Source organism: Nocardia sp. NPDC058499 (assembly GCF_042719915.1).
Lineage (GTDB): Bacteria > Actinomycetota > Actinomycetes > Mycobacteriales > Mycobacteriaceae > Nocardia.
On the sequence record NZ_JBHXMZ010000001.1, the window covers coordinates 414,424 to 431,646 of the forward strand.

Annotated in this window: 21 protein-coding genes; 9 read left to right on the forward strand and 12 right to left on the reverse strand. The window is 67.2% G+C overall.

What is annotated here, in order from left to right:
- The first annotated feature begins 6 nt into the window (after positions 1–6).
- The 3 genes from ACFWPH_RS01850 to ACFWPH_RS01860 are packed head-to-tail and all read left to right on the forward strand — an operon-like array spanning position 7 to position 1,984.
- Entirely contained in the window at positions 7–918 is a 912-nt protein-coding gene (locus ACFWPH_RS01850) for an NAD-dependent epimerase/dehydratase family protein (protein WP_378747540.1), read from the forward strand.
- Positions 919–977: 59 nt separating this feature from the next.
- On the forward strand, positions 978–1,487 hold the full coding sequence (locus tag ACFWPH_RS01855) for an NUDIX hydrolase (RefSeq protein WP_378747541.1): 510 nt from the start codon (positions 978–980) through the stop codon (positions 1,485–1,487).
- 38 nt (positions 1,488–1,525) lie between these two features.
- A complete protein-coding gene (locus tag ACFWPH_RS01860) occupies positions 1,526–1,984 on the forward strand; it encodes a dihydrofolate reductase (RefSeq protein ID WP_378747543.1) in 459 nt (152 codons plus the stop codon).
- Here ACFWPH_RS01860 and ACFWPH_RS01865 read toward each other — a convergent pair.
- Positions 1,962–2,564 (reverse strand): GNAT family N-acetyltransferase, encoded by a 603-nt coding sequence (locus ACFWPH_RS01865; RefSeq protein WP_378747544.1) that lies wholly within the window; start codon positions 2,562–2,564, stop codon positions 1,962–1,964. The two genes, ACFWPH_RS01860 and ACFWPH_RS01865, sit on opposite strands and share 23 nt — an antisense overlap.
- A 161-nt stretch (positions 2,565–2,725) precedes the next feature.
- Between ACFWPH_RS01865 and ACFWPH_RS01870 the strand changes: the two genes are divergently transcribed.
- On the forward strand, positions 2,726–3,103 hold the full coding sequence (locus ACFWPH_RS01870; protein ID WP_378747546.1) for a VOC family protein: 378 nt from the start codon (positions 2,726–2,728) through the stop codon (positions 3,101–3,103).
- 57 nt (positions 3,104–3,160) lie between these two features.
- On the opposite strand, the gene ACFWPH_RS01875 is transcribed toward ACFWPH_RS01870, so the two are convergent.
- The 10 genes from ACFWPH_RS01875 to ACFWPH_RS01920 all read right to left on the reverse strand — a co-directional run bounded on the left by ACFWPH_RS01875 (position 3,161) and on the right by ACFWPH_RS01920 (position 12,061).
- Complete coding sequence (locus ACFWPH_RS01875; RefSeq protein ID WP_378747547.1) at positions 3,161–4,018, reverse strand: endonuclease/exonuclease/phosphatase family protein; 858 nt, start codon at positions 4,016–4,018, stop codon at positions 3,161–3,163.
- Between the two features lie 185 nt (positions 4,019–4,203).
- Positions 4,204–4,602, reverse strand: a complete 399-nt coding sequence (locus tag ACFWPH_RS01880; protein ID WP_378747548.1) for a hypothetical protein — start codon at positions 4,600–4,602, stop codon at positions 4,204–4,206.
- The gene (locus tag ACFWPH_RS01885) at positions 4,599–5,378 is read right to left on the reverse strand and encodes an SDR family oxidoreductase (protein WP_378747549.1); all 780 of its coding nucleotides are present in this window, start codon (positions 5,376–5,378) and stop codon (positions 4,599–4,601) included. Before ACFWPH_RS01885 ends, ACFWPH_RS01880 begins: the two co-directional genes overlap by 4 nt.
- A 41-nt stretch (positions 5,379–5,419) precedes the next feature.
- Entirely contained in the window at positions 5,420–6,355 is a 936-nt protein-coding gene (sigJ, locus tag ACFWPH_RS01890; RefSeq protein WP_378747550.1) for an RNA polymerase sigma factor SigJ, read from the reverse strand.
- A gap of 42 nt (positions 6,356–6,397) precedes the next feature.
- Positions 6,398–7,831 carry an FAD-binding protein gene (locus tag ACFWPH_RS01895; protein ID WP_378747551.1) on the reverse strand — a complete coding sequence of 478 codons (1,434 nt, stop codon included), beginning with the start codon at positions 7,829–7,831 and terminating at the stop codon, positions 6,398–6,400.
- 92 nt (positions 7,832–7,923) lie between these two features.
- Positions 7,924–9,183 carry a KasA/KasB family beta-ketoacyl-ACP synthase gene (locus tag ACFWPH_RS01900; protein WP_378747553.1) on the reverse strand — a complete coding sequence of 420 codons (1,260 nt, stop codon included), beginning with the start codon at positions 9,181–9,183 and terminating at the stop codon, positions 7,924–7,926.
- Between the two features lie 122 nt (positions 9,184–9,305).
- Positions 9,306–10,112, reverse strand: coding sequence for a MerR family transcriptional regulator (locus tag ACFWPH_RS01905; protein ID WP_378747554.1), 807 nt, complete (start codon positions 10,110–10,112; stop codon positions 9,306–9,308).
- An 11-nt stretch (positions 10,113–10,123) separates the two neighbouring features.
- Positions 10,124–11,122: a M56 family metallopeptidase gene (locus ACFWPH_RS01910; RefSeq protein WP_378747556.1), complete on the reverse strand. Its 999-nt coding sequence runs from the start codon at positions 11,120–11,122 to the stop codon at positions 10,124–10,126.
- Entirely contained in the window at positions 11,119–11,505 is a 387-nt protein-coding gene (locus tag ACFWPH_RS01915; protein ID WP_280415357.1) for a BlaI/MecI/CopY family transcriptional regulator, read from the reverse strand. The genes ACFWPH_RS01910 and ACFWPH_RS01915 overlap by 4 nt, the downstream gene beginning before the upstream one ends.
- Positions 11,506–11,515: 10 nt before the next feature.
- Positions 11,516–12,061 (reverse strand): hypothetical protein, encoded by a 546-nt coding sequence (locus ACFWPH_RS01920; RefSeq protein WP_378747557.1) that lies wholly within the window; start codon positions 12,059–12,061, stop codon positions 11,516–11,518.
- A gap of 236 nt (positions 12,062–12,297) precedes the next feature.
- On the opposite strand from ACFWPH_RS01920, the gene ACFWPH_RS01925 reads away from it, so the two are divergent.
- The 5 genes from ACFWPH_RS01925 to ACFWPH_RS01945 all read left to right on the forward strand — a co-directional run bounded on the left by ACFWPH_RS01925 (position 12,298) and on the right by ACFWPH_RS01945 (position 16,782).
- A complete protein-coding gene (locus tag ACFWPH_RS01925; RefSeq protein ID WP_378747558.1) occupies positions 12,298–12,909 on the forward strand; it encodes a DsbA family protein in 612 nt (203 codons plus the stop codon).
- Positions 12,909–13,736 (forward strand): cytochrome c biogenesis CcdA family protein, encoded by an 828-nt coding sequence (locus tag ACFWPH_RS01930; RefSeq protein WP_378747559.1) that lies wholly within the window; start codon positions 12,909–12,911, stop codon positions 13,734–13,736. Before ACFWPH_RS01925 ends, ACFWPH_RS01930 begins: the two co-directional genes overlap by 1 nt.
- A gap of 72 nt (positions 13,737–13,808) precedes the next feature.
- Positions 13,809–14,402 (forward strand): TetR/AcrR family transcriptional regulator, encoded by a 594-nt coding sequence (locus ACFWPH_RS01935; protein WP_378747561.1) that lies wholly within the window; start codon positions 13,809–13,811, stop codon positions 14,400–14,402.
- Between the two features lie 37 nt (positions 14,403–14,439).
- Entirely contained in the window at positions 14,440–16,116 is a 1,677-nt protein-coding gene (gene kstD, locus ACFWPH_RS01940) for a 3-oxosteroid 1-dehydrogenase (protein WP_378747562.1), read from the forward strand.
- 126 nt (positions 16,117–16,242) lie between these two features.
- Entirely contained in the window at positions 16,243–16,782 is a 540-nt protein-coding gene (locus tag ACFWPH_RS01945; protein WP_378747563.1) for a DUF402 domain-containing protein, read from the forward strand.
- Positions 16,783–16,788: 6 nt separating this feature from the next.
- On the opposite strand, the gene ACFWPH_RS01950 is transcribed toward ACFWPH_RS01945, so the two are convergent.
- Positions 16,789–17,124: a YnfA family protein gene (locus tag ACFWPH_RS01950; RefSeq protein ID WP_378747565.1), complete on the reverse strand. Its 336-nt coding sequence runs from the start codon at positions 17,122–17,124 to the stop codon at positions 16,789–16,791.
- Between the last annotated feature and the right edge of the window lie 99 nt (positions 17,125–17,223).

Consider the following 17,223-nt stretch of genomic DNA (forward strand, 5'->3'; position numbering starts at 1 on the left):
CGAGCGATGAAGGTTTTCGTCACCGGCGCCACTGGGGCGCTGGGCTGCCACGCCGTTCCGGCCTTGATCGGTGCCGGTCATACGGTCACCGGACTCGCCCGCAATGCAGCGAAAGCGGCAGCACTCCGCGCGCAGGGAGCCGAGCCGGTCACCGTCTCGCTTTTCGACCGTGACCGGTTGGCCGAAGCATTTGCCGGCCACGACGCCGTAGCCAATCTCGCTACCGCGCTACCGCCCTCGTCGAAGTTCCTCGACAGCCGCGCGTGGGCGGAGAATACGCGGGTCCGAACGGAAGGGTCGGCGGCAGTGGTGGCTGCCGCCGGCGCCGCGGGAATCGATCGGCTGATACAGGAGTCGGTCTGCATGATCTACCGCGACCGAGCCGACCAGTGGATCGACGAGCAGTGGCCCACCGATGATTTTCCGCTGGCGCGCACCAACCATGCCGCGGAAGCGAATACGCAGCGGTTCATCGATGCGGGCGGAACCGGCGTCGTCCTGCGGTTCGGGCTGTTCTACGGTCCCGAATCCGTGCACAGTAGAGAATTCCTGACCATGGCCCGCAGCGGTATCGCCCCGATGTTCGGGCGAGGTGACAGCTTCGTATCCTCCATCCACCTCGCCGACGCGGGCGCGGCCGTCGCGGCCGCCCTCGAAGTCCCGGCCGGTGTCTACAACGTGGTCGACGACCACCCGATCACCAAGTCCCGGTACGCCGACGCGATCGCTCATACCGCCGGCCGCACCCACTACCTCCGCGCACCCGGCCGCCTCGCGGCACTCCTGGGCGCCCGCACCACCTCCTTGACCCGGTCGCTGCGCGTCAGCAACGCGAAATTCCGGGAGGCAACCCCGTGGTCCCCCTCATTCCCGAGTGCCACCGACGGCTGGGCAGCCTTCGCAACCCACACCCGGTAGGGCAAGCCCACTGGTCGGGAGCGGCGAAGGCCCCGGAACAAGACAGAAGCGAGTGTGGCGTGGGCGAGTTGGTCGAGCGAGTCGATGAGCGCGATCAGGTGCTGGCCGTGGTGGAACGGACCGCAGCTATCCGGGCGCACTGGCTGCATCGCGTCGCCACGACCGTGTGCCGCGATAGGGCGAACAGGATTCTGCTACACCGCAGGCCGGTAACCGACGCGCTGTTTCCGGGCCACTACAACTGGCTGATAGGCGGCGCCGTGGCAGTCGGCGAGGCCTACGAGCAAGCTGCCGCCCGCGAACTCGCCGAGGAACTCGGTATCACCGGCCGCCCGCGGTTCCTGTTCAAATTCCTGTGCCGGGGCGCGGTCGCGCCCTATTGGCTGGGACTGCACGAAACCGTCATCAGCAGCGAAATCATCCCAGACCCCGCCGAGATCGCCTGGCACGAGTGGGTTCCGGATACGCAGCTACCCGATCTGATCCGTCACCGCCGGTTCGTGCCCGACAGCATCGAAGCGTTCAGCCGCTACACAACCCGAGGTCCGGCACCGAACGTGCGCCGGTGAACCCTCGCTGCCGGGTGAGGCATGATGAAGCAGTGGTTATGACCCTCGTCGCCGCAGTGGCCCGCAACGGAGTGATCGGCCGCGACGGGGACCTTGCCTGGCGTGACCGGGAGGACCTGCAGCGGGTCAAGCGACTCACGATGGGGAAAACACTGATCATGGGGCGGCGCACATTCGAATCCGTCGGCCGGCCCTTGCCCGGGCGGACAACGATAGTGGTGACGCGCCGGAATGCCTGGTCTCGGGACGGTGTGACCGCCGCCGGGTCCATCGATGAAGCAATCGCCGCGGCCGGCGGCGAGGAGATCGTCTGTTTCGGCGGCGGCGAGATATACACTCAGCTCATCGACGAGGCCGACCGCCTGGAAATCACCGAAATCGAAACCAGTCTCGACGGCGATGTCTACTTCCCGCCGATCGACCGCAACCGCTGGCAGGAAACCGAACGCATACAGCGCGACGGGTACAGCTGGGTCAGCTACCTTCGACGGTCTTGATGGTGGCAGGCGAGTGTCGCGGCGAGGTGAGTCGTCGCTCGAAAAGCGCGACACCATACGCATATCCGGCGAGAGCTCGGCGTCCCACCCTTCGGAATCCGAGACCGCGGTAGTAGTCACACAGCCGGGGGTTGTTCTCGACGCAATCCAATCTCAGCACCGACGCACCGGAGGAAGCGGCGGTGCACGCGGCCCATTCGAGCATGACGCGACCGATGCCCTGCCCAGCATGTTTCCGGTCGATGACCAGGGAGTGTGCGTAGCCGGCGGGGACGCCGTCGTCACCCCAGATCGACGGGTCGGTCCACACAAGCCGGAAAGCACCAACGATCGGCGGACGCCCGCGCCGTCGGGCTACGTGGTACTCGCCGGCCGCGACCTCGTCATGGAATCGCCGGACAGGAATCGTTCGCCGAGGCCACTGGTCGATCCCACAGGAATGCAGCCAGTCCTCCGCCGCATGCCGCAGCGCGACGATCTCATCGATATCGCCGGAGCGAGCAACACCGATTTCGAGCATGAGGCACTCCTGCACTTTTCGCGGCGAAGCACCCAGGCGGTCGATGCTTGCTGTGCTCATGCTCCCTGGTGGTAGTCCACCCGACGCCAGTCGCGATAGCCCACACCCAGGCTATCGCCCCACCGACCGGCTTTACCTGTAGCCAGCAGTCGAGTTGGACTGTGGTAACCATGGCAGGTACGTGCCCCGGCACATGGCTGGGGCGATGAGCAGGGGGAGCTATGACTGCGATAGCCAGATTCGGTGCAGTGTCACTCGATAGCCGGGATCCGCACCGGTTAGGGCAGTTCTATCGAGTGCTGTTGGATTTCGAAGTCCGGTACGAATCGGACGAACTGGTCGTTCTCCAGGGCCAAGGGGTAATGCTGACGATCGAACTCGTGGAAAACCACCGACCGCCGGACTGGCCCGGCGACGAGGTCCCCAAGCAAATGCATCTCGATCTCTTCGTCGACGATCTCGATACGGCGGAGCGAGCAGCGATCGAATGTGGCGCAGTCAAGGCCGGCTATCAACCTGCACCAGATCGTTGGCGGGTGCTGACCGACCCCTCGGGTCACCCCTTCTGCCTCACAGTCCCACCGGGCGCAGCGCAGTGAGCCATCCGGCAGCGATCTCCGCTATGCCCTCTTCAACCACATGGTGAACAGCGTGGATCAACCCCAGGTGCCGGGGAGACGCGGCGGAACCTCGAGTTCGGCGATCACGCCGTAGTGGTCACTCGCTTGAACGCCGTCCACGCCCGCAACACCGAAGCGTTCGGCGGACCGGGCTTGGAGGGTCGGGCCGAAACTTGCGCCGCGGACCATTACGTAGTCGATGCGCCGCCCCGGCGCCGAGAACATGTCGCCCGCAGCCACGAGCGGATTTTGTGGCGTGAAGGTGTGTCCCGGATCGCCGGGATGAACCGCCTCCCAGACATCGTGATAGCAGACACTGATGCCCGACAACGACTGGCGACCGGTCAGGAAACGGATGCCGGCGGAGTCCGGGGCCGCATCGAAATCTCCCAGCAAGATGACGTGCTCCTCCGGGGAAGGAATCTCACTTCGGATGAAGCGTGCAGCCTGGACCGCTTGGAGTTCGCGCTCGTGTTCATAGTCGAAGGGAAAGACCGGCTTGTGGTGGGCGAAGTACACCGGGCCCAGCGGTGCCGGTGCGAGAACTTCGGCGAGCACCACCGCCGACCACGGGGCGGCTGCGGCCCGGTCGGTTACGCCCAACCTGTGTTCACGGATCTCGCCGAACGGCCAACGGCTTGCCAGGACCAATCCGATGCCGTCCGGAGTGGTGTGTGAATGCCATGCGGCATGCCATCCGGGACCGAGGAGGTCATGCAATGCCTCGTCGCGATCAGGGCCGGCGTCCACTTCCTGAAGAGCAATGATGTCCGGGCGCGCTTCTTCGATCTGAGCGGCAATTGCTCGCCGCCGGGCAGGCCAGTCGGCGAGCAGAGGCGTGAGGACATTGAACGTTGCTACGCGGATCTGCTGCACAGAGGTGGGACTGGTCACCTCGACATGATCGCAGGTGGGCATCTGACCGCCCACCCCTCGCGCGCGCATATGGACACAGCTGCCCGCAGAACATGTTGTGGGCCGGCACTTCACTCGTTGACCCACACCTCGGACCCGGCACCCGCGTTCGAACGGTCCTGGTTGACCGAGAACACAGGAACACTTGGAGGCCTGCCCGTCGGCTATCCGGTGCGTTGCTTTCGGGTGCTGAGCAGGAGTAACGCGGCCGGTAATGCGATAGCGCCTGCGAGCGCGACCATCAGTAGCGCACCCGTTGCCGGAGCAAGGTGGTCGAGCATGGTCCAGTGCACCAGGAAGTGCGGAACCGACCAGGTCAGATACATGACCAGGGCAGTTCGAACCGCCCACCGGCCGCCGTGGACCGTCGCCGCGCCGAGGACCACCGCGCTGGCCAGCGTCATGGCGCCGTAATCACGCATCAGATGCTCGTTGTAGGCCATGCCCATGCCGACCACGGCCAATGCGAAGAACCGGGCGGGAAAGAACAACGCCCAGATGCCGACGACGATCTGAACGGCGGCGAGGAACCCGACGCCTGCGCGGATCCCGGCCCACATCACCGGTCTCCTGCACTGATCCGGCGCCCGCCGAGGAATTCGTCGAACGTGATGCGCCCGACCGCGCGGTCCGGGGTGAGATGGTTGCCCGCACGGTAGTCGCGGAACACCTTGCCCGGCAACCGAACCGGACACACCAGGCGTCGGCGCCCGACCATCCGGTGGTAGGTACGGGCCAGTTCGGCCAGGTCACGCACTTGCGGCCCACCCAGATCCGGTACCCGGTTCACGGCCGGGCCTGCGACGATCGTGACGAGGCGGTCCGCCACCTCGGTCACGTCGATCGGCTGCACACACATCCCGGCCGGCACGATCGTGACAGGCGATACGCGCTGCGCATCGCAGATCGCCGTGACCAGGTCGTGGAACTGTGTGGTGCGCAGGATCGTCCACGGCAGGCCCGACTCCTCGACCAGGTGTTCGCATGCGAGCTTGGCCCGGTAGTAGCCGAACTCGACGTTTTCGATCCCGACGATGGAGACATACACGAGGTGCGGGGCGCCGGCTGCCCGCGCGGCCTCGATCAGATTGCCGGTGGCGGCCACGTCGCCTTTACCGTTGGTCGTCGCCAAATGCACGATCGTATCGACACCGGCGACCGCATCGGCCGGTCCGCCGCGCGTGCGCAGATCGCCGGTCACCCACTCCTGCGCTGCCGGTTCCCGGGTCGTCCGGGTGAGCACCCGCACCCGGTGCCCGGCATCGAGCAGCCGGGGTACCAGCGCGCGACCCAGCCGCCCGGTGCCCCCGGTGACCAGTACTGTCTTCGATTCCGCCATAACTCCTCCGTGGTCGGCGAGATTCTTCTCGGCATACACCACTAGGAACCGGGCAGCCCTTCGGAATGTGACAGCCCGTCCAGCTGCCGGCCGGCGAACCGGAGCTTGTCCGGGTTGACGATGATCCGGATATCCGTGAGCCGGCCGTCCACGATCTCCGGTACGAATACCCCGATCAGGGTCGCGGAGAACCGGGCGATACCGGCCGGTGCACCGTTCACCTCATGAATGGACACGGTGAGACCGGCACCCGAGCGGACGGTGACCGACGCCAGGTATCGCGCGACCTTCGCCGCACCGCGAACCGGGCGCCGCGCCACTCCCGGGGCGCCGTTACCGTCCGCGACGGATATCGCATCCTCGGCCAGCATCAGCTCCAAGGCGGCCAGGTCGCCGCCCTGCGCCGCGTCGAGGAACCGCTCGACCAACTCCCGGTGTCCGCGGATATCGCCGGTACCGGGACGTTGCCCGGTACCGGCGAGCCGGTTGCGCGCCCGATGATGCAATTGCCGGCAGTTCGAGTCCGACAGCTCGAGCACCGCGGCCACCTCACTGTGGCTGTACCCGAACGCTTCGCGAAGCACGAATACCGCGCGCTCGGCCGGGGTGAGCCGCTCGGCGAGCAGCAGGAACCCCAGCGACACGGTGTCGCGCTGCTCGGCGGTCGCCAGCGGATCGAGTACACCGTCACCGGTCAGCACCGGTTCCGGCAGCCAGGGACCGATATAGGTCTCCCGCCGATACCGGGCCGACCCCAGCAGGTTCAGGCAGAGATTCGTCGCAACCTTCACGAGCCACGCATCCGGCTTCGCGACCGCGCCCGGCTCGACGCGCTGCCAACGCAGGAAGGTGTCCTGCACGATATCTTCCGCGTCCGCGGCGGACCCGAGCATCCGATACGCCAACCCGAACAACCGCCCGCGTTGCCGCTCGAAGTCGTCGACAGTCCCCTGCGCCACCACCTCAGTCTTCCGCACCGCGCATCCAGCGAAGGACCGAGGTGGCCCGGCCCCGCCGAGTCACCGCAAGCTACGGCCCCTGGCCTCCCTGCGATCCGGGGAGGGCTGGTCGTCGATCAGTTGCAGGCGGCGTGCCAGATCGGAGACGAAAACGCGCCCCGGGTCCACCTCGTCGCGGATCCGACGCCATTCTCCGAGTCGTGGATACATGGCCCGCACCATCTCCGGTGTCGTGCGTGAATCCTTCGCGAAGTACAGGCGTCCCCCTGCCTCGAGTACCTGCTGGTCGAGTTCGGTGCAGAAATCGCCGAGCCCGGGAGTGAGGGGAAAGTCGAGGCTGAGCATGAACCCCGGATGCGGCCAGGACAGCGGCGCCGGATTCCCCGGACCCATGCGCTTGAACACGTTGAGAAACGACCGGTGCCCGGAATGGGCGATCGCCCGCACCGCGTCCGCCAGCTGCTGTTCGGCGCCGAAGGGCATCGAGAACTGGTACTGCAGGAAACCGCGGCGCCCGTAGGCGCGGTTCCATTCCCCGAGCATGTCCAGGGGGTGATAGAACTGGGTCAGATTCTGGATCCGGCCGCGCGCCCGTTTCGGGTACACCCGGTAGGCGGCTTCGGCGGCTGCGCGGATCGTGAACTTGTTGACCATGCCGTTCGGGAAAACGTCCGGAACGGTCAACAGTTGCGGTGCATCGAATCTCAGCGGATCCCGTCGCAGTTTGGCCGGCAACTGGTCGAGGGTGGCGAGTGATCCCCGGCTGAACCCGGCACGACCCAGCCGGGAATCGGTACTGATCGTGTCCGGGACCGACATCGAGTACTCGTACCCGTCATCGGAGCCGCCGGTGAGCAATTCCATCGTCTCGTCCAGCGTGCTGGTGCGATCGTTGTCGACAATGAAGTATGCAGTCTCGGTGTGCTTCATTCGCACGCGCGCCCGCACCACGATGCCGGTCAACCCCATTCCGCCGACAGTCGCCCAGAACAACGCGGAGTCAGCGCCCTCGGGTGTGAGCGTTCGCAATGATCCGTCGGCGGTGAGCATATCGATCGACAGCACGTGATTGCCGAAACTGCCGTGCGAGTGATGATTTTTCCCGTGGATATCGGCACCGATCGCCCCGCCGACCGTGACCTGCCGGGTTCCGGGCAGCACCGGAACCCAGAGCCCGTGCGGCAATACGGCGCGCATCAGCGCGTCCAGGCTGACGCCGGCATCGACATCGACGACACCGCTGCCGGGGTCGATATGGTGGATCCGATCGAAGGCCGTCATATCGACGACCACACCGCCGCTGTTCTGCGCCGGATCACCGTAGCTGCGCCCGAGGCCCCGGGCGATCACACCACGTGGCCCGGCCTCCCTGACAGTCTTGGCGACCAGGTCGATATCGGACGCCGACACCACCTGCGCCACCGATGGCGCGGTCCGCGCCCACCCGGTCAGCCACCGCTGCTCGAGCCTTGATCCCCCATGCACCGTTGTCATTCCGCCACGTTAGCGCCCGCAGCCATGTTCTGCGCCGGCAGCGCGATCACCAGCGGATCACCGCGAGAAGGACATTCGGAGGCGTAGAGGCTTCATTTCCGGCCGAAGGCGAGGGCGACGTTGTGCCCACCGAACCCGAACGAATTGTTGATCGCGTAGTCGATTCGACCGCGGCGGGGCGCGCCGGTGACGATATCGAGGTCGATCGCGGGGTCCTGGTGGTCCAGGTTCAGGGTCGGTGGGATGACCTCGTCGCGGAGGGTGAGAACCGTCAGTACCGATTCCAGTGCGCCGGCGGCTCCGATCGAATGGCCCAGCGCCGATTTCGGCGCGTACACCGCGGGATGGGTGCCGATGGCCTGGTTGATCGCGGATGCTTCGGCGGTATCGCCGATCGGGGTCGCGGTGGCGTGCGCGTTGACATGGGTGATGTCTTGTTCGGTCAGGCCCGCGGTCTGTATCGCACGGGTGATCGCGCGCGCCGCGCCGGCGCCCTGGGGGTCGGGCGCGACGAGATGGAAACCGTCGGAGGTGATTCCGGCACCGAGCAAACGGGCGAGGACGGTGGCGCCGCGGGCTCGGGCGTGTTCCTCGGTTTCGAGGATCAGCAGGGCGCCCGCTTCACCGAAGACGAAACCGTCGCGGTCGGCGTCGAAGGGACGCGAGGCCCCTTCCGGGTCGTCGTTGCGGGTACTCATTGCCCGCATCATCGTGAACGCCGCGATCGGCACGGGATCGATATAGCCTTCGACACCGCCGGCGACCACCATATCGGCGTCACCCATCGCGATCATCTGCCAGGCGCGCGCGATCGCTTCGGAACCGGACGAGCACGCCGACACCGGGGTCACCACACCGGCGCGGGCCTGGAGTTCGAGGCCGACCACGGCGGCCGGGCCGTTGGGCATCATCATCTGGACCGCCAGTGGCGAAACCCGCCGGTACCCGCCACTTTCGAGAGTGTCACGCGATTCCACGACGGCATCACCACCGCCCTGACCGGTGCCGATCGCCACCGCGAGCCGCTCCCGGTCTACCTCCGGGCTACCCGCGTTCCGCCATATTTCCCGCCCGAGCACCGTGGCCAGACGTTCCACATAGGCCAGACGCCGCAACTCCACCCGGGTCAGATGCGTTTCCGGCCGGACCTTCAACGGCCCGCCGATCCGCACCGGGAGGTCGTGTTCCCGGACCCAGCTCTCCTCCAGGCGCCCGATGCCGGAGGCCCCTTCCAGTAGGCCGGTCCAGGTCGCGTCGATATCTCCGGCGAGCGAGGTCGAGGCCGCCACCGCTGTGACGACGATATCGGGGAACCTCCCGTCCACCGCGAACGGATTACGAACCTGCACCATGCGCCTCCCTGCTCAGCCGGTAATCGGCTATCGACCCTCTGGTTGTCCCCTCGACTACGTGAGCATTCCATCGAAACCCCCGGCGCGGACGATAATCTCCAGATGCGCTGTGGGTTTCCGGGCTACTGCCAGGTTGCGGAATCGGGGTCGATGCCGTGCGCGCGGGCGGCGGCGTCGACGATGCGGCGGAACCAGGTGGCGAGGCCGGCGCGGATCCCGTCGTAGTGGGCGGCGAAGCCCGGATCGTCTTCGTACATGCGGCCCAGGCAGACCTGCCTCTGCCTGCTGAGGGGAAAGTACGCGGCACTGAACACTTCGCGGTGCCGCTCGACGAGCTGATTCGCTTCCGGACTGCCGGGGTCGACACCCGCGTCCATCGCGTCGGCGAACGCGCGGTCGAGGGCGGTGATGGTGTCGGCGACGGCCTGCCATTGTTCCGGATTCCGGGCCGCCGAGCGTTCGGCGTATTGCTGCCATTGCGCGGTATCGCCGTAGCGTTCCCGGGCTCGGGCCGGCCAGTCCGGGTTCCATCGGGGCCCGAAGACCTCGGCCTGCTGGTCGGCGGTGAGGAGTGGGCCGCGCTCGTGGGCTTCGATCATCCGGTCGAGGCCGGCGCCGAGCCGCTGGAGGCGGTCGATACGGTCGGCGACCTGGGCTCGCTGGGTGCGCAACGCTTCGGTCACATCGGCGTCCGGGTCGTCCATGATGCCCTGGATCCGGTCCAAACCGAGACCGAGTTCTCGGTAGACGACGATGCGGTGCAGGCGTTCGAGGTCGTGCGCCGTGTACAGCCGGTACCCGGCGGCCGTACGCAGCGAGGGCCGCGCCAGGCCGATCTCATCCCAGTGGTGCAGCGCGCGGACCGTCACACCCAGCCGTGTCGCGGCCTGACCGACGGTCAGACCGTCGGCGTGGTCGGTGTCGGTCATGCCTGCCATTCTCAAAACCCCGTGGCACACCCGGACAGCACGACATATAGATAGGGCCCATGGACGGCCACCACCACCACGGCGAATACGAGCAGCTGTATGCCCAGCGTCGACGCCGGCAGCACTGCCGAACGGGCCCGGCTGGGCGATACCAGGTGGCCGATCCGGTCGGGTCCCGCGGCATGGAGCAGTAGACCCGCAAGAGGTGTACCCGGAGCCGCGGTGAGGTGGCTTCCGGGCGTACCGAGTTTGAGCAGCGCGCTGGCCAATGCCGGCGTGCCCGCGTGGTCGCGGGCCGCGTTGTCCGCCGCGATCTCGAGATAGTGCGGGATCGCAGCGGCGATCGCCGATACCAACGGCACCCAGCGCAACGGCCAGGTCAGCGCACCGAGCAGCGTCAGGATCAGATGGTGGTGCTGGCGCAGGTGGGCGCTTTCGTGCTCGAGGACCGCCGCGAGTTCGTCGGACTCCAGCGAGGCATACAGTCCGTCGGAGACGACGATCCCGCCGTACCGGCGCGGCAGTGAGAACGCCACCGGCCGTGGATCGTCGACCACCAGAACGCGATATCCGCCGAGGTACGCCGTGCGGGCCCGGTCCGCGAGCGCCTGCGCGGCCGACCGGGTGGCGCGGTGGCGGCGCAGCCACCGCGGTATCCCCAGCCCCAGCACGGCGACCAACGCGAACGCCGGTAGCAGCAGAAGCATCACGACGGGAATCGCCGTGTCCACGGTGGTCGGGGCGAACGGGCTGGCGGCATCCAGGCACTGCCGGCACGCTTCGGCGAACGGCGCGGGAAGCACACTCGGACCGGTGACCATCCACGCCGCCATCAGGCTCAGTGACGCGACCGCGAGGACCCACAGCAGCAGACTGCCGGTGAGGACGAGTACGGCTGTCCGGGGTACCCGCGTCAGCGCCGGTGCGGCGGCACGGACGAGCCCGGGCCCGCCCACCGAGGACGCGGCCAGTACGAGCGCCAGAACGGCCGGCACTACCAGTGCGCTCATCCGCTGCGCCCGCTCTTGTCGAGGTAGTCGCGGAGCAGTTGCAGGTCACGCTGATCGATATCGTCGATGAAATGCAGGATCGACGCCATCGGGTCGTTGCTGGTGGACAGCGCCTGTTTCATGAGCTGGGCGGCGTGTTTCTCCCGGGTGTGGCGCGGCGCGTAGCGCACGGACCGGCCTTCCCGTTCGGGGGTGACGAGTTGTTTGCGTTCGAGGTTGGTCAGCACGGTGGCGATGGTGGTGTAGGCGAGGTCACCGCCGAGCCGGGTGATCACCTGCCGGATCGTGGCGGCTCCGTGATCCCACAGCACGTCCATCACCTGTTGTTCGAGGGCCCCCAGCCGCACCGGCTCGGACTGCTGATCGCGCTTCTTCCCGGACACCATGACCTCCCTACCGTACTGCAGGCACCGGGCATACGACCTGGCCCTGGAGGCGCCGCACAACGGCGACCGCGGACAGCACGAGCGCGGTCGCGGCCAGAACCGGCTGGGCGGGCGCGAACCAGGTGAGGGCGCCGGTGTAGCCGAGGGCGAGTAGCGCGATCTTGTTGCAGACCGGGCAGCCGACCGCGAACCAGGCCAGCACCGCGGCGAATCCGCCGAGCCGGGCACTGCGCCGGTCCGAACCGTCGCCGGCTGCCGCCGGTTCGCCGGACCGGGAAGTCGCTGTGGCGCCCGGGCGCACATAGGTGGCGAACAAGATCCCGGTGAGAGCGGACGTGACAATCCACACCGGGTAGTTCCACGGCTCGGGCGGTATCTCCCGCCCGAAGACCGGGTTCGGAATCAGGACGGTGACGAGACCGACCACCACACCGACCACCCCGGCCGCCGTCGCGGCCAGGCCCACCTGCCGAGGACTCCACGCAACCAAGGCCTGCGCCGCGAGACCCAGCGACGCTTTCCGGCGACTCACCCACTGTTCGATCCGACTCACAGTTTTACTATGCCGGATAGTCGACTATCTTGCATAGTCGACTATCCGAGATAGTCGAGGCGCCCACCGCCCGACCACCCGATGCCGGTGTAGCGCGCCGGGCGGCAGCGCCCTCCCGACCAGTAAGGAGCACGACGATTTCCTCGCAGGACACTCCCACTCGCTCACTTCCATGGAAGGCCATCGCGCTCGGCGCGATAGCCGTCGCACTGTTGTCCGTCGGCGCCGCGATCAGTATGAGCACCGGCAACGATCGATCCCCGGCCGCGTCGCCGGCCACCGGAGGAAACAGCGCCCTGCTGGACCTGGCGCGCCGCGACGACAACGACCCGTTCGCCATCGGCGCCGTCGACGCCCCGGTCGTCGTCATCGAATACGCCGATTTCACGTGCCCCTACTGCAGCGCCTTCGCGGTCAACACCCTCCCGGCGCTGCTCGCGGAGTATGTCGAGGCCGGTCACGTTCGTATCGAATGGCGCGATACCCCCATCCTCACCGACTACTCGGTCGAAACGGCGATCGCCGGACGAGCAGCGGCGGAACAGGACCTGTTCTGGGAATTCTCACGAGAGCTGTTCGCGCACACCTATTCCGGATCCAAGGATTACCAGCGCGAAACCCTGATCGGCATCGCAGGCAAGGTCGCGGGTCTCGATACCGCAGCGTTCACCGCCGCATTGGACGATCCCGCACTGGCGGCAGCCGTGGACCAGGAGGCCGACGACTCCCGGAATCTCGGGGTATCGGGAACGCCCACCTTCGTCGTGGGCGACCAGATACTGCAAGGCGCGCAGCCCGTCGACGCTTTCCGGCAGGTCATCGACGCACAGCTCGAGGAAGTGGGCTGATGGATATCGGCTACGCCGGTGCCTTCCTCGGCGGCATACTCAGCCTCCTGTCACCGTGTTCGGTCATGCTGCTGCCCGCGTTCTTCGCCTATGCGTTCTCCGACCCCGCCACGCTCGTCGCGCGCACCGGGGTCTTCTACCTCGGACTGATCACCAGCCTCGTACCGCTGGGCGTTTTCGCCGGCACCGTCGGGGCGTTTCTCAACGAGAACCGCAGTCTGCTGCTCACCCTCGTCGCCTGCGTGGTGATCCTGTTCGGTGTCATCCAGCTGGCAGGGATCCCGATTCCGGGTTTGTCCCGCACTTCCCGGCCGGGCGGCGACGCCGGCCGCGCCTGGACCGTCTACGTTCTCGGCACGGCATACGGGGTCGCGGGCGTCTGCACCGGCCCCATTCTCGGGTCCGTCCTGATGATCGCCGCGGTCGGCGCGAGCCCCGCCTACGGGGCGATCCTGCTCGCGGTCTACGCGGCCGGGATGGCTCTACCGCTGCTGGTGCTCGCCCTGGTGTGGAAGCGATGGTCGACCGGACTCCGCGCCGCGCTCACACCACGGGAACTCACGGTCGGCCGCTGGACGAACAGCTGGCACGCGATCATCTCCGGCCTGTTGTCCACCGCCCTCGGCGTTCTCCTGCTGTTCGTGGCCCGCGATCCGGAAGCGGGCGGCATCCTCTCCATCGCCGACCAGTACCGGATCGAGACGGGTGTGGCCGAACTCGGCGGGCAGGTGTCGAACGTCTTCGTGCTGGTCCCGTGCCTGGGAATCGGCGCAGCGGCGTGGTGGCTCCGGCGTCGCACACATCGCAGAAAGAAACTGCCTTCTTGACAGTTACTGTCGTATAGGTAGATACTTCCGTTAGACAGTTCCACCAGTGGACTGATCAACAGGAGGTGCGCGGTGTCCTTGCGGGAGCGTCAGCGGCGGCAGGTTCGCGCGGAAATCCAGAGCGCGGCATTCACGTTGTTCGCGCGCTCCGGATTCGATGCGGTGACCACAGAACAGATCGCCGCGGCCGCAGGGGTATCCCCAAGCACATACTTCCGGCATGTGCGCAGCAAAGAGGACCTCCTCCTCGACCCGGTGCGGGAAGGCGGCGCGGGAATCGCGGCCCTGCTCGAGGGCCGGCCGGAGGACGAGCCCGCCGATATCGCACTCGCACAATCCATCCTCGCCCGTTCCAGCGCCCTCGCCACAGACGAAGTCGAACAGTGGCGGGCAGCGTTCGCCACCGCACCACACCTGCTCGACCGGGTCGCCCTGGTTCCGGCAGACCATCGAAAGCGACTGGTGGAGTTGGCAGCCCGGCGGATGGGCACCGATCCGGCGACCGACAGCAGTCCCGGCCTGCTGGTGCACCTCATGCTCGCAGCTGCCGAGTTCGGGTACCTGCAGTGGTTGCGCAGCACCAGAAATCACTCGGCATCCCTACCGGTCTGCGTCGAGGCGGCAGTCGCCGCGGTCCTCGACGACCGGTGGCGGAAACGTCGCTGACGCTCATCGCCCACGATTCGAAGCAGAGAAGGCTCCCATGAAGCAGGACACCGTGATTCCGGATTCGGTCGACGTCGTGATCGTCGGGTCGGGAGCGGCGGGTATGACCGCGGCGATCACCGCGGCCCGGCACGGCCTGTCCGCGGTGGTGGTGGAGAAAGCGAGCCGATGGGGCGGTTCCACCGCCCGCTCCGGCGGCGGCGTCTGGATTCCCGGCAATCCGGTACTCCGTCGCGAGGCGCCCGCCGACGATATCGACGCCGCCCGCGCCTACCTCACCGCCATCATCGGCGACGGGGTCGCACCGGAGATGATCGACACCTATATCGACCGCGGTGCGGAGGCATTCGAGTTCCTCGCCCGGCACGCACCGCTGGCAATGCGCTGGGTCCCCGGATACAGCGACTACTATCCCGAGGCCCCGGGCGGACGGTCGCACGGGCGGTCGGTCGAACCGGACCCCTTCGATGCCCGCACACTCGGTGCCGAACTCGCCACCATGGAACCCGACTACTCCAAGGCACCGCGTAATTTCGTGCTGACCCAGTCCGATTTCCGGCAGATCCATCTCGGGCTGCGCAATCCACGGGCGCCGTTCCGCGCGGCCCGGATCGGGGCACGCTGGGCCGCGGGCCGCCTACGCGGGCGGCATCTGCTCGCGCGCGGTCAGGCCTTGAGCGCCATGCTGCGCGTCGGCATGCGCGATTCCGGTGTTCCGCTGCTGCTGGACACCGCGTTGATGGAACTCCGGACGACCGGCGAACGGGTCACCGGTGTCGTGATCCGGCGCGAGGGCACCGACCACGCAATGACCGCACGACACGGAGTGATCCTGGCCTGCGGCGGTTTCGAAAAAAACGACACCATGCGCAAGCAGTACCAGCGTGCACCGATCGGCACCGAATGGACCGTCGGCGCGGCAGCCAACACCGGCGACGGTATTCGCGCGGGCCAGGCCGTCGGCGCGGCCACCGCATTCATGGACGACGCCTGGTGGGGGCCCTCGATCCCGCTCCCCCGCATGCCCTGGTTCTGCCTGGCCGAACGAAACCTGCCCGGCAGTCTCATCGTGAACGACCGTGGTGTGCGGTTCATGAACGAATCACTGCCCTATGTCGAGGCCACGCACCGCATGTACGGCGGGGAATACGGGCAGGGCGACGGCCCCGGCACCAACATCCCGGCCTGGCTCATCTTCGACCAGCGCTACCGCAACCGGTACCTCTTCGCCGGCCTGCCACCCCGGCAACCACTGCCGCGGCGCTGGTTCGACACCGGCGTACTCTCCCGCGCAGATACGGTCAGCGAACTCGCGGACAAAATCGGGGTCCCGGCGGACCATCTCGCCGCCACGGTCGCCCGGTTCAATACCTTCGCCCGCTCCGGTACCGACGAGGATTTCGGCCGCGGCACCAGTGCCTATGACCGCTACTACGGGGACCCACGCCAACGCCCGAACCCGAACCTGGGTGCCTTGGAAACCGGCCCCTTCTACGCCGCGCGACTCGTCCCCGGCGACCTCGGCACCAAAGGTGGTCTGGTCACCGATATCGACGCCCGTGTTCAACGGGACGACGGCACCGTCATCCCCGGCCTCTACGCCGCCGGAAACACCAGTGCACCCGTCATGGGTCACACCTATGCCGGCCCCGGAGCCACCATCGGCCCGGCCATCGTTTTCGGCTATCTGGCCGCGCTCCACGCCGCCGGCTAGCACCATCGAGGGCGTCGGCCCCGATTACGATCCACGCGAACGCGCCGGGAAAATGCGCGCCGGAACACCGGAGGGCTGACTCTTTCGCCGGCCTCAGGGGCGCGGATGAAAGCTAACCTGGCAACCATGTGCAGATTCGTGGTCGGGTCCACGGTGCAGCGGCGCGAAGTTCTGCACGGTCAGGTGTGGATGACGATGCCGGTGCAAGTCGTCGCGGACGACGAGGTGCTTGCTGTCTGGATCGACGACGGCACTCCCTTCACTTTTGTGCCACATCCGTTCGGTCCGCATCCGTGGTCGCGAAACGACCGGTGGACCGGCAGCAGTGTGCTGCAGCTGTATCGCCCCGGCGACGCCTATTCGGTGTGGGCGTTCTTCCGGCACGGCCGGTTCGATCACTGGTACATCAATTTCGAAATGCCCTACCGCCGGGGCGACGGCTTCTTCGATACCGACGATCACGGGCTCGATATCGTCGCCCGAGACGGTACGTGGCAGTGGAAGGACCGCGAGGATGTCGCGGAACAGGTTGCCTGTGGTCGCCTCACACCCGGCGAGGCCGATGCGGTGTGGCGGGAGGCCGAACGCGTCGCGTCTGCCCTGGACAACGGCAACTGCTGGTGGATTCCGCGTTGGCGGAACTGGAAACCCGCACACCGCGAGTGACGTCGTTCAGGCGGGCCGGGGTGCGTACATGATGACGGCGACTCCGATGAGGCAGATCGTGGCGCCGGCGACGTCCCACCGGTCGGGGCGGAAACCGTCGAGCGCCATACCCCACAGCAGTGATCCCGCGACGAACACACCACCGTAGGCGGCGAGGATACGGCCGAAGTGGGCGTCCGGTTGAAGAGTGGCGACGAAACCGTAGAGGCCGAGTGCGATCACACCGGCCCCGATCCAGGCCCAGCCGCGGTGTTCGCGCACACCCTGCCAAACCAGCCACGCCCCGCCGATTTCCGCGACAGCAGCCAGGACGAACAACAAGATGGAACGCAGCACGGTCATGAGCGGAGCCTAGACATCGTGGCTGCCGGGCCGGCATTGCCGGGACGCGATTTCGATCTTCCGGTCTCCCGCGCGGCGCTCGTGGGTGCCGGTCCGGCT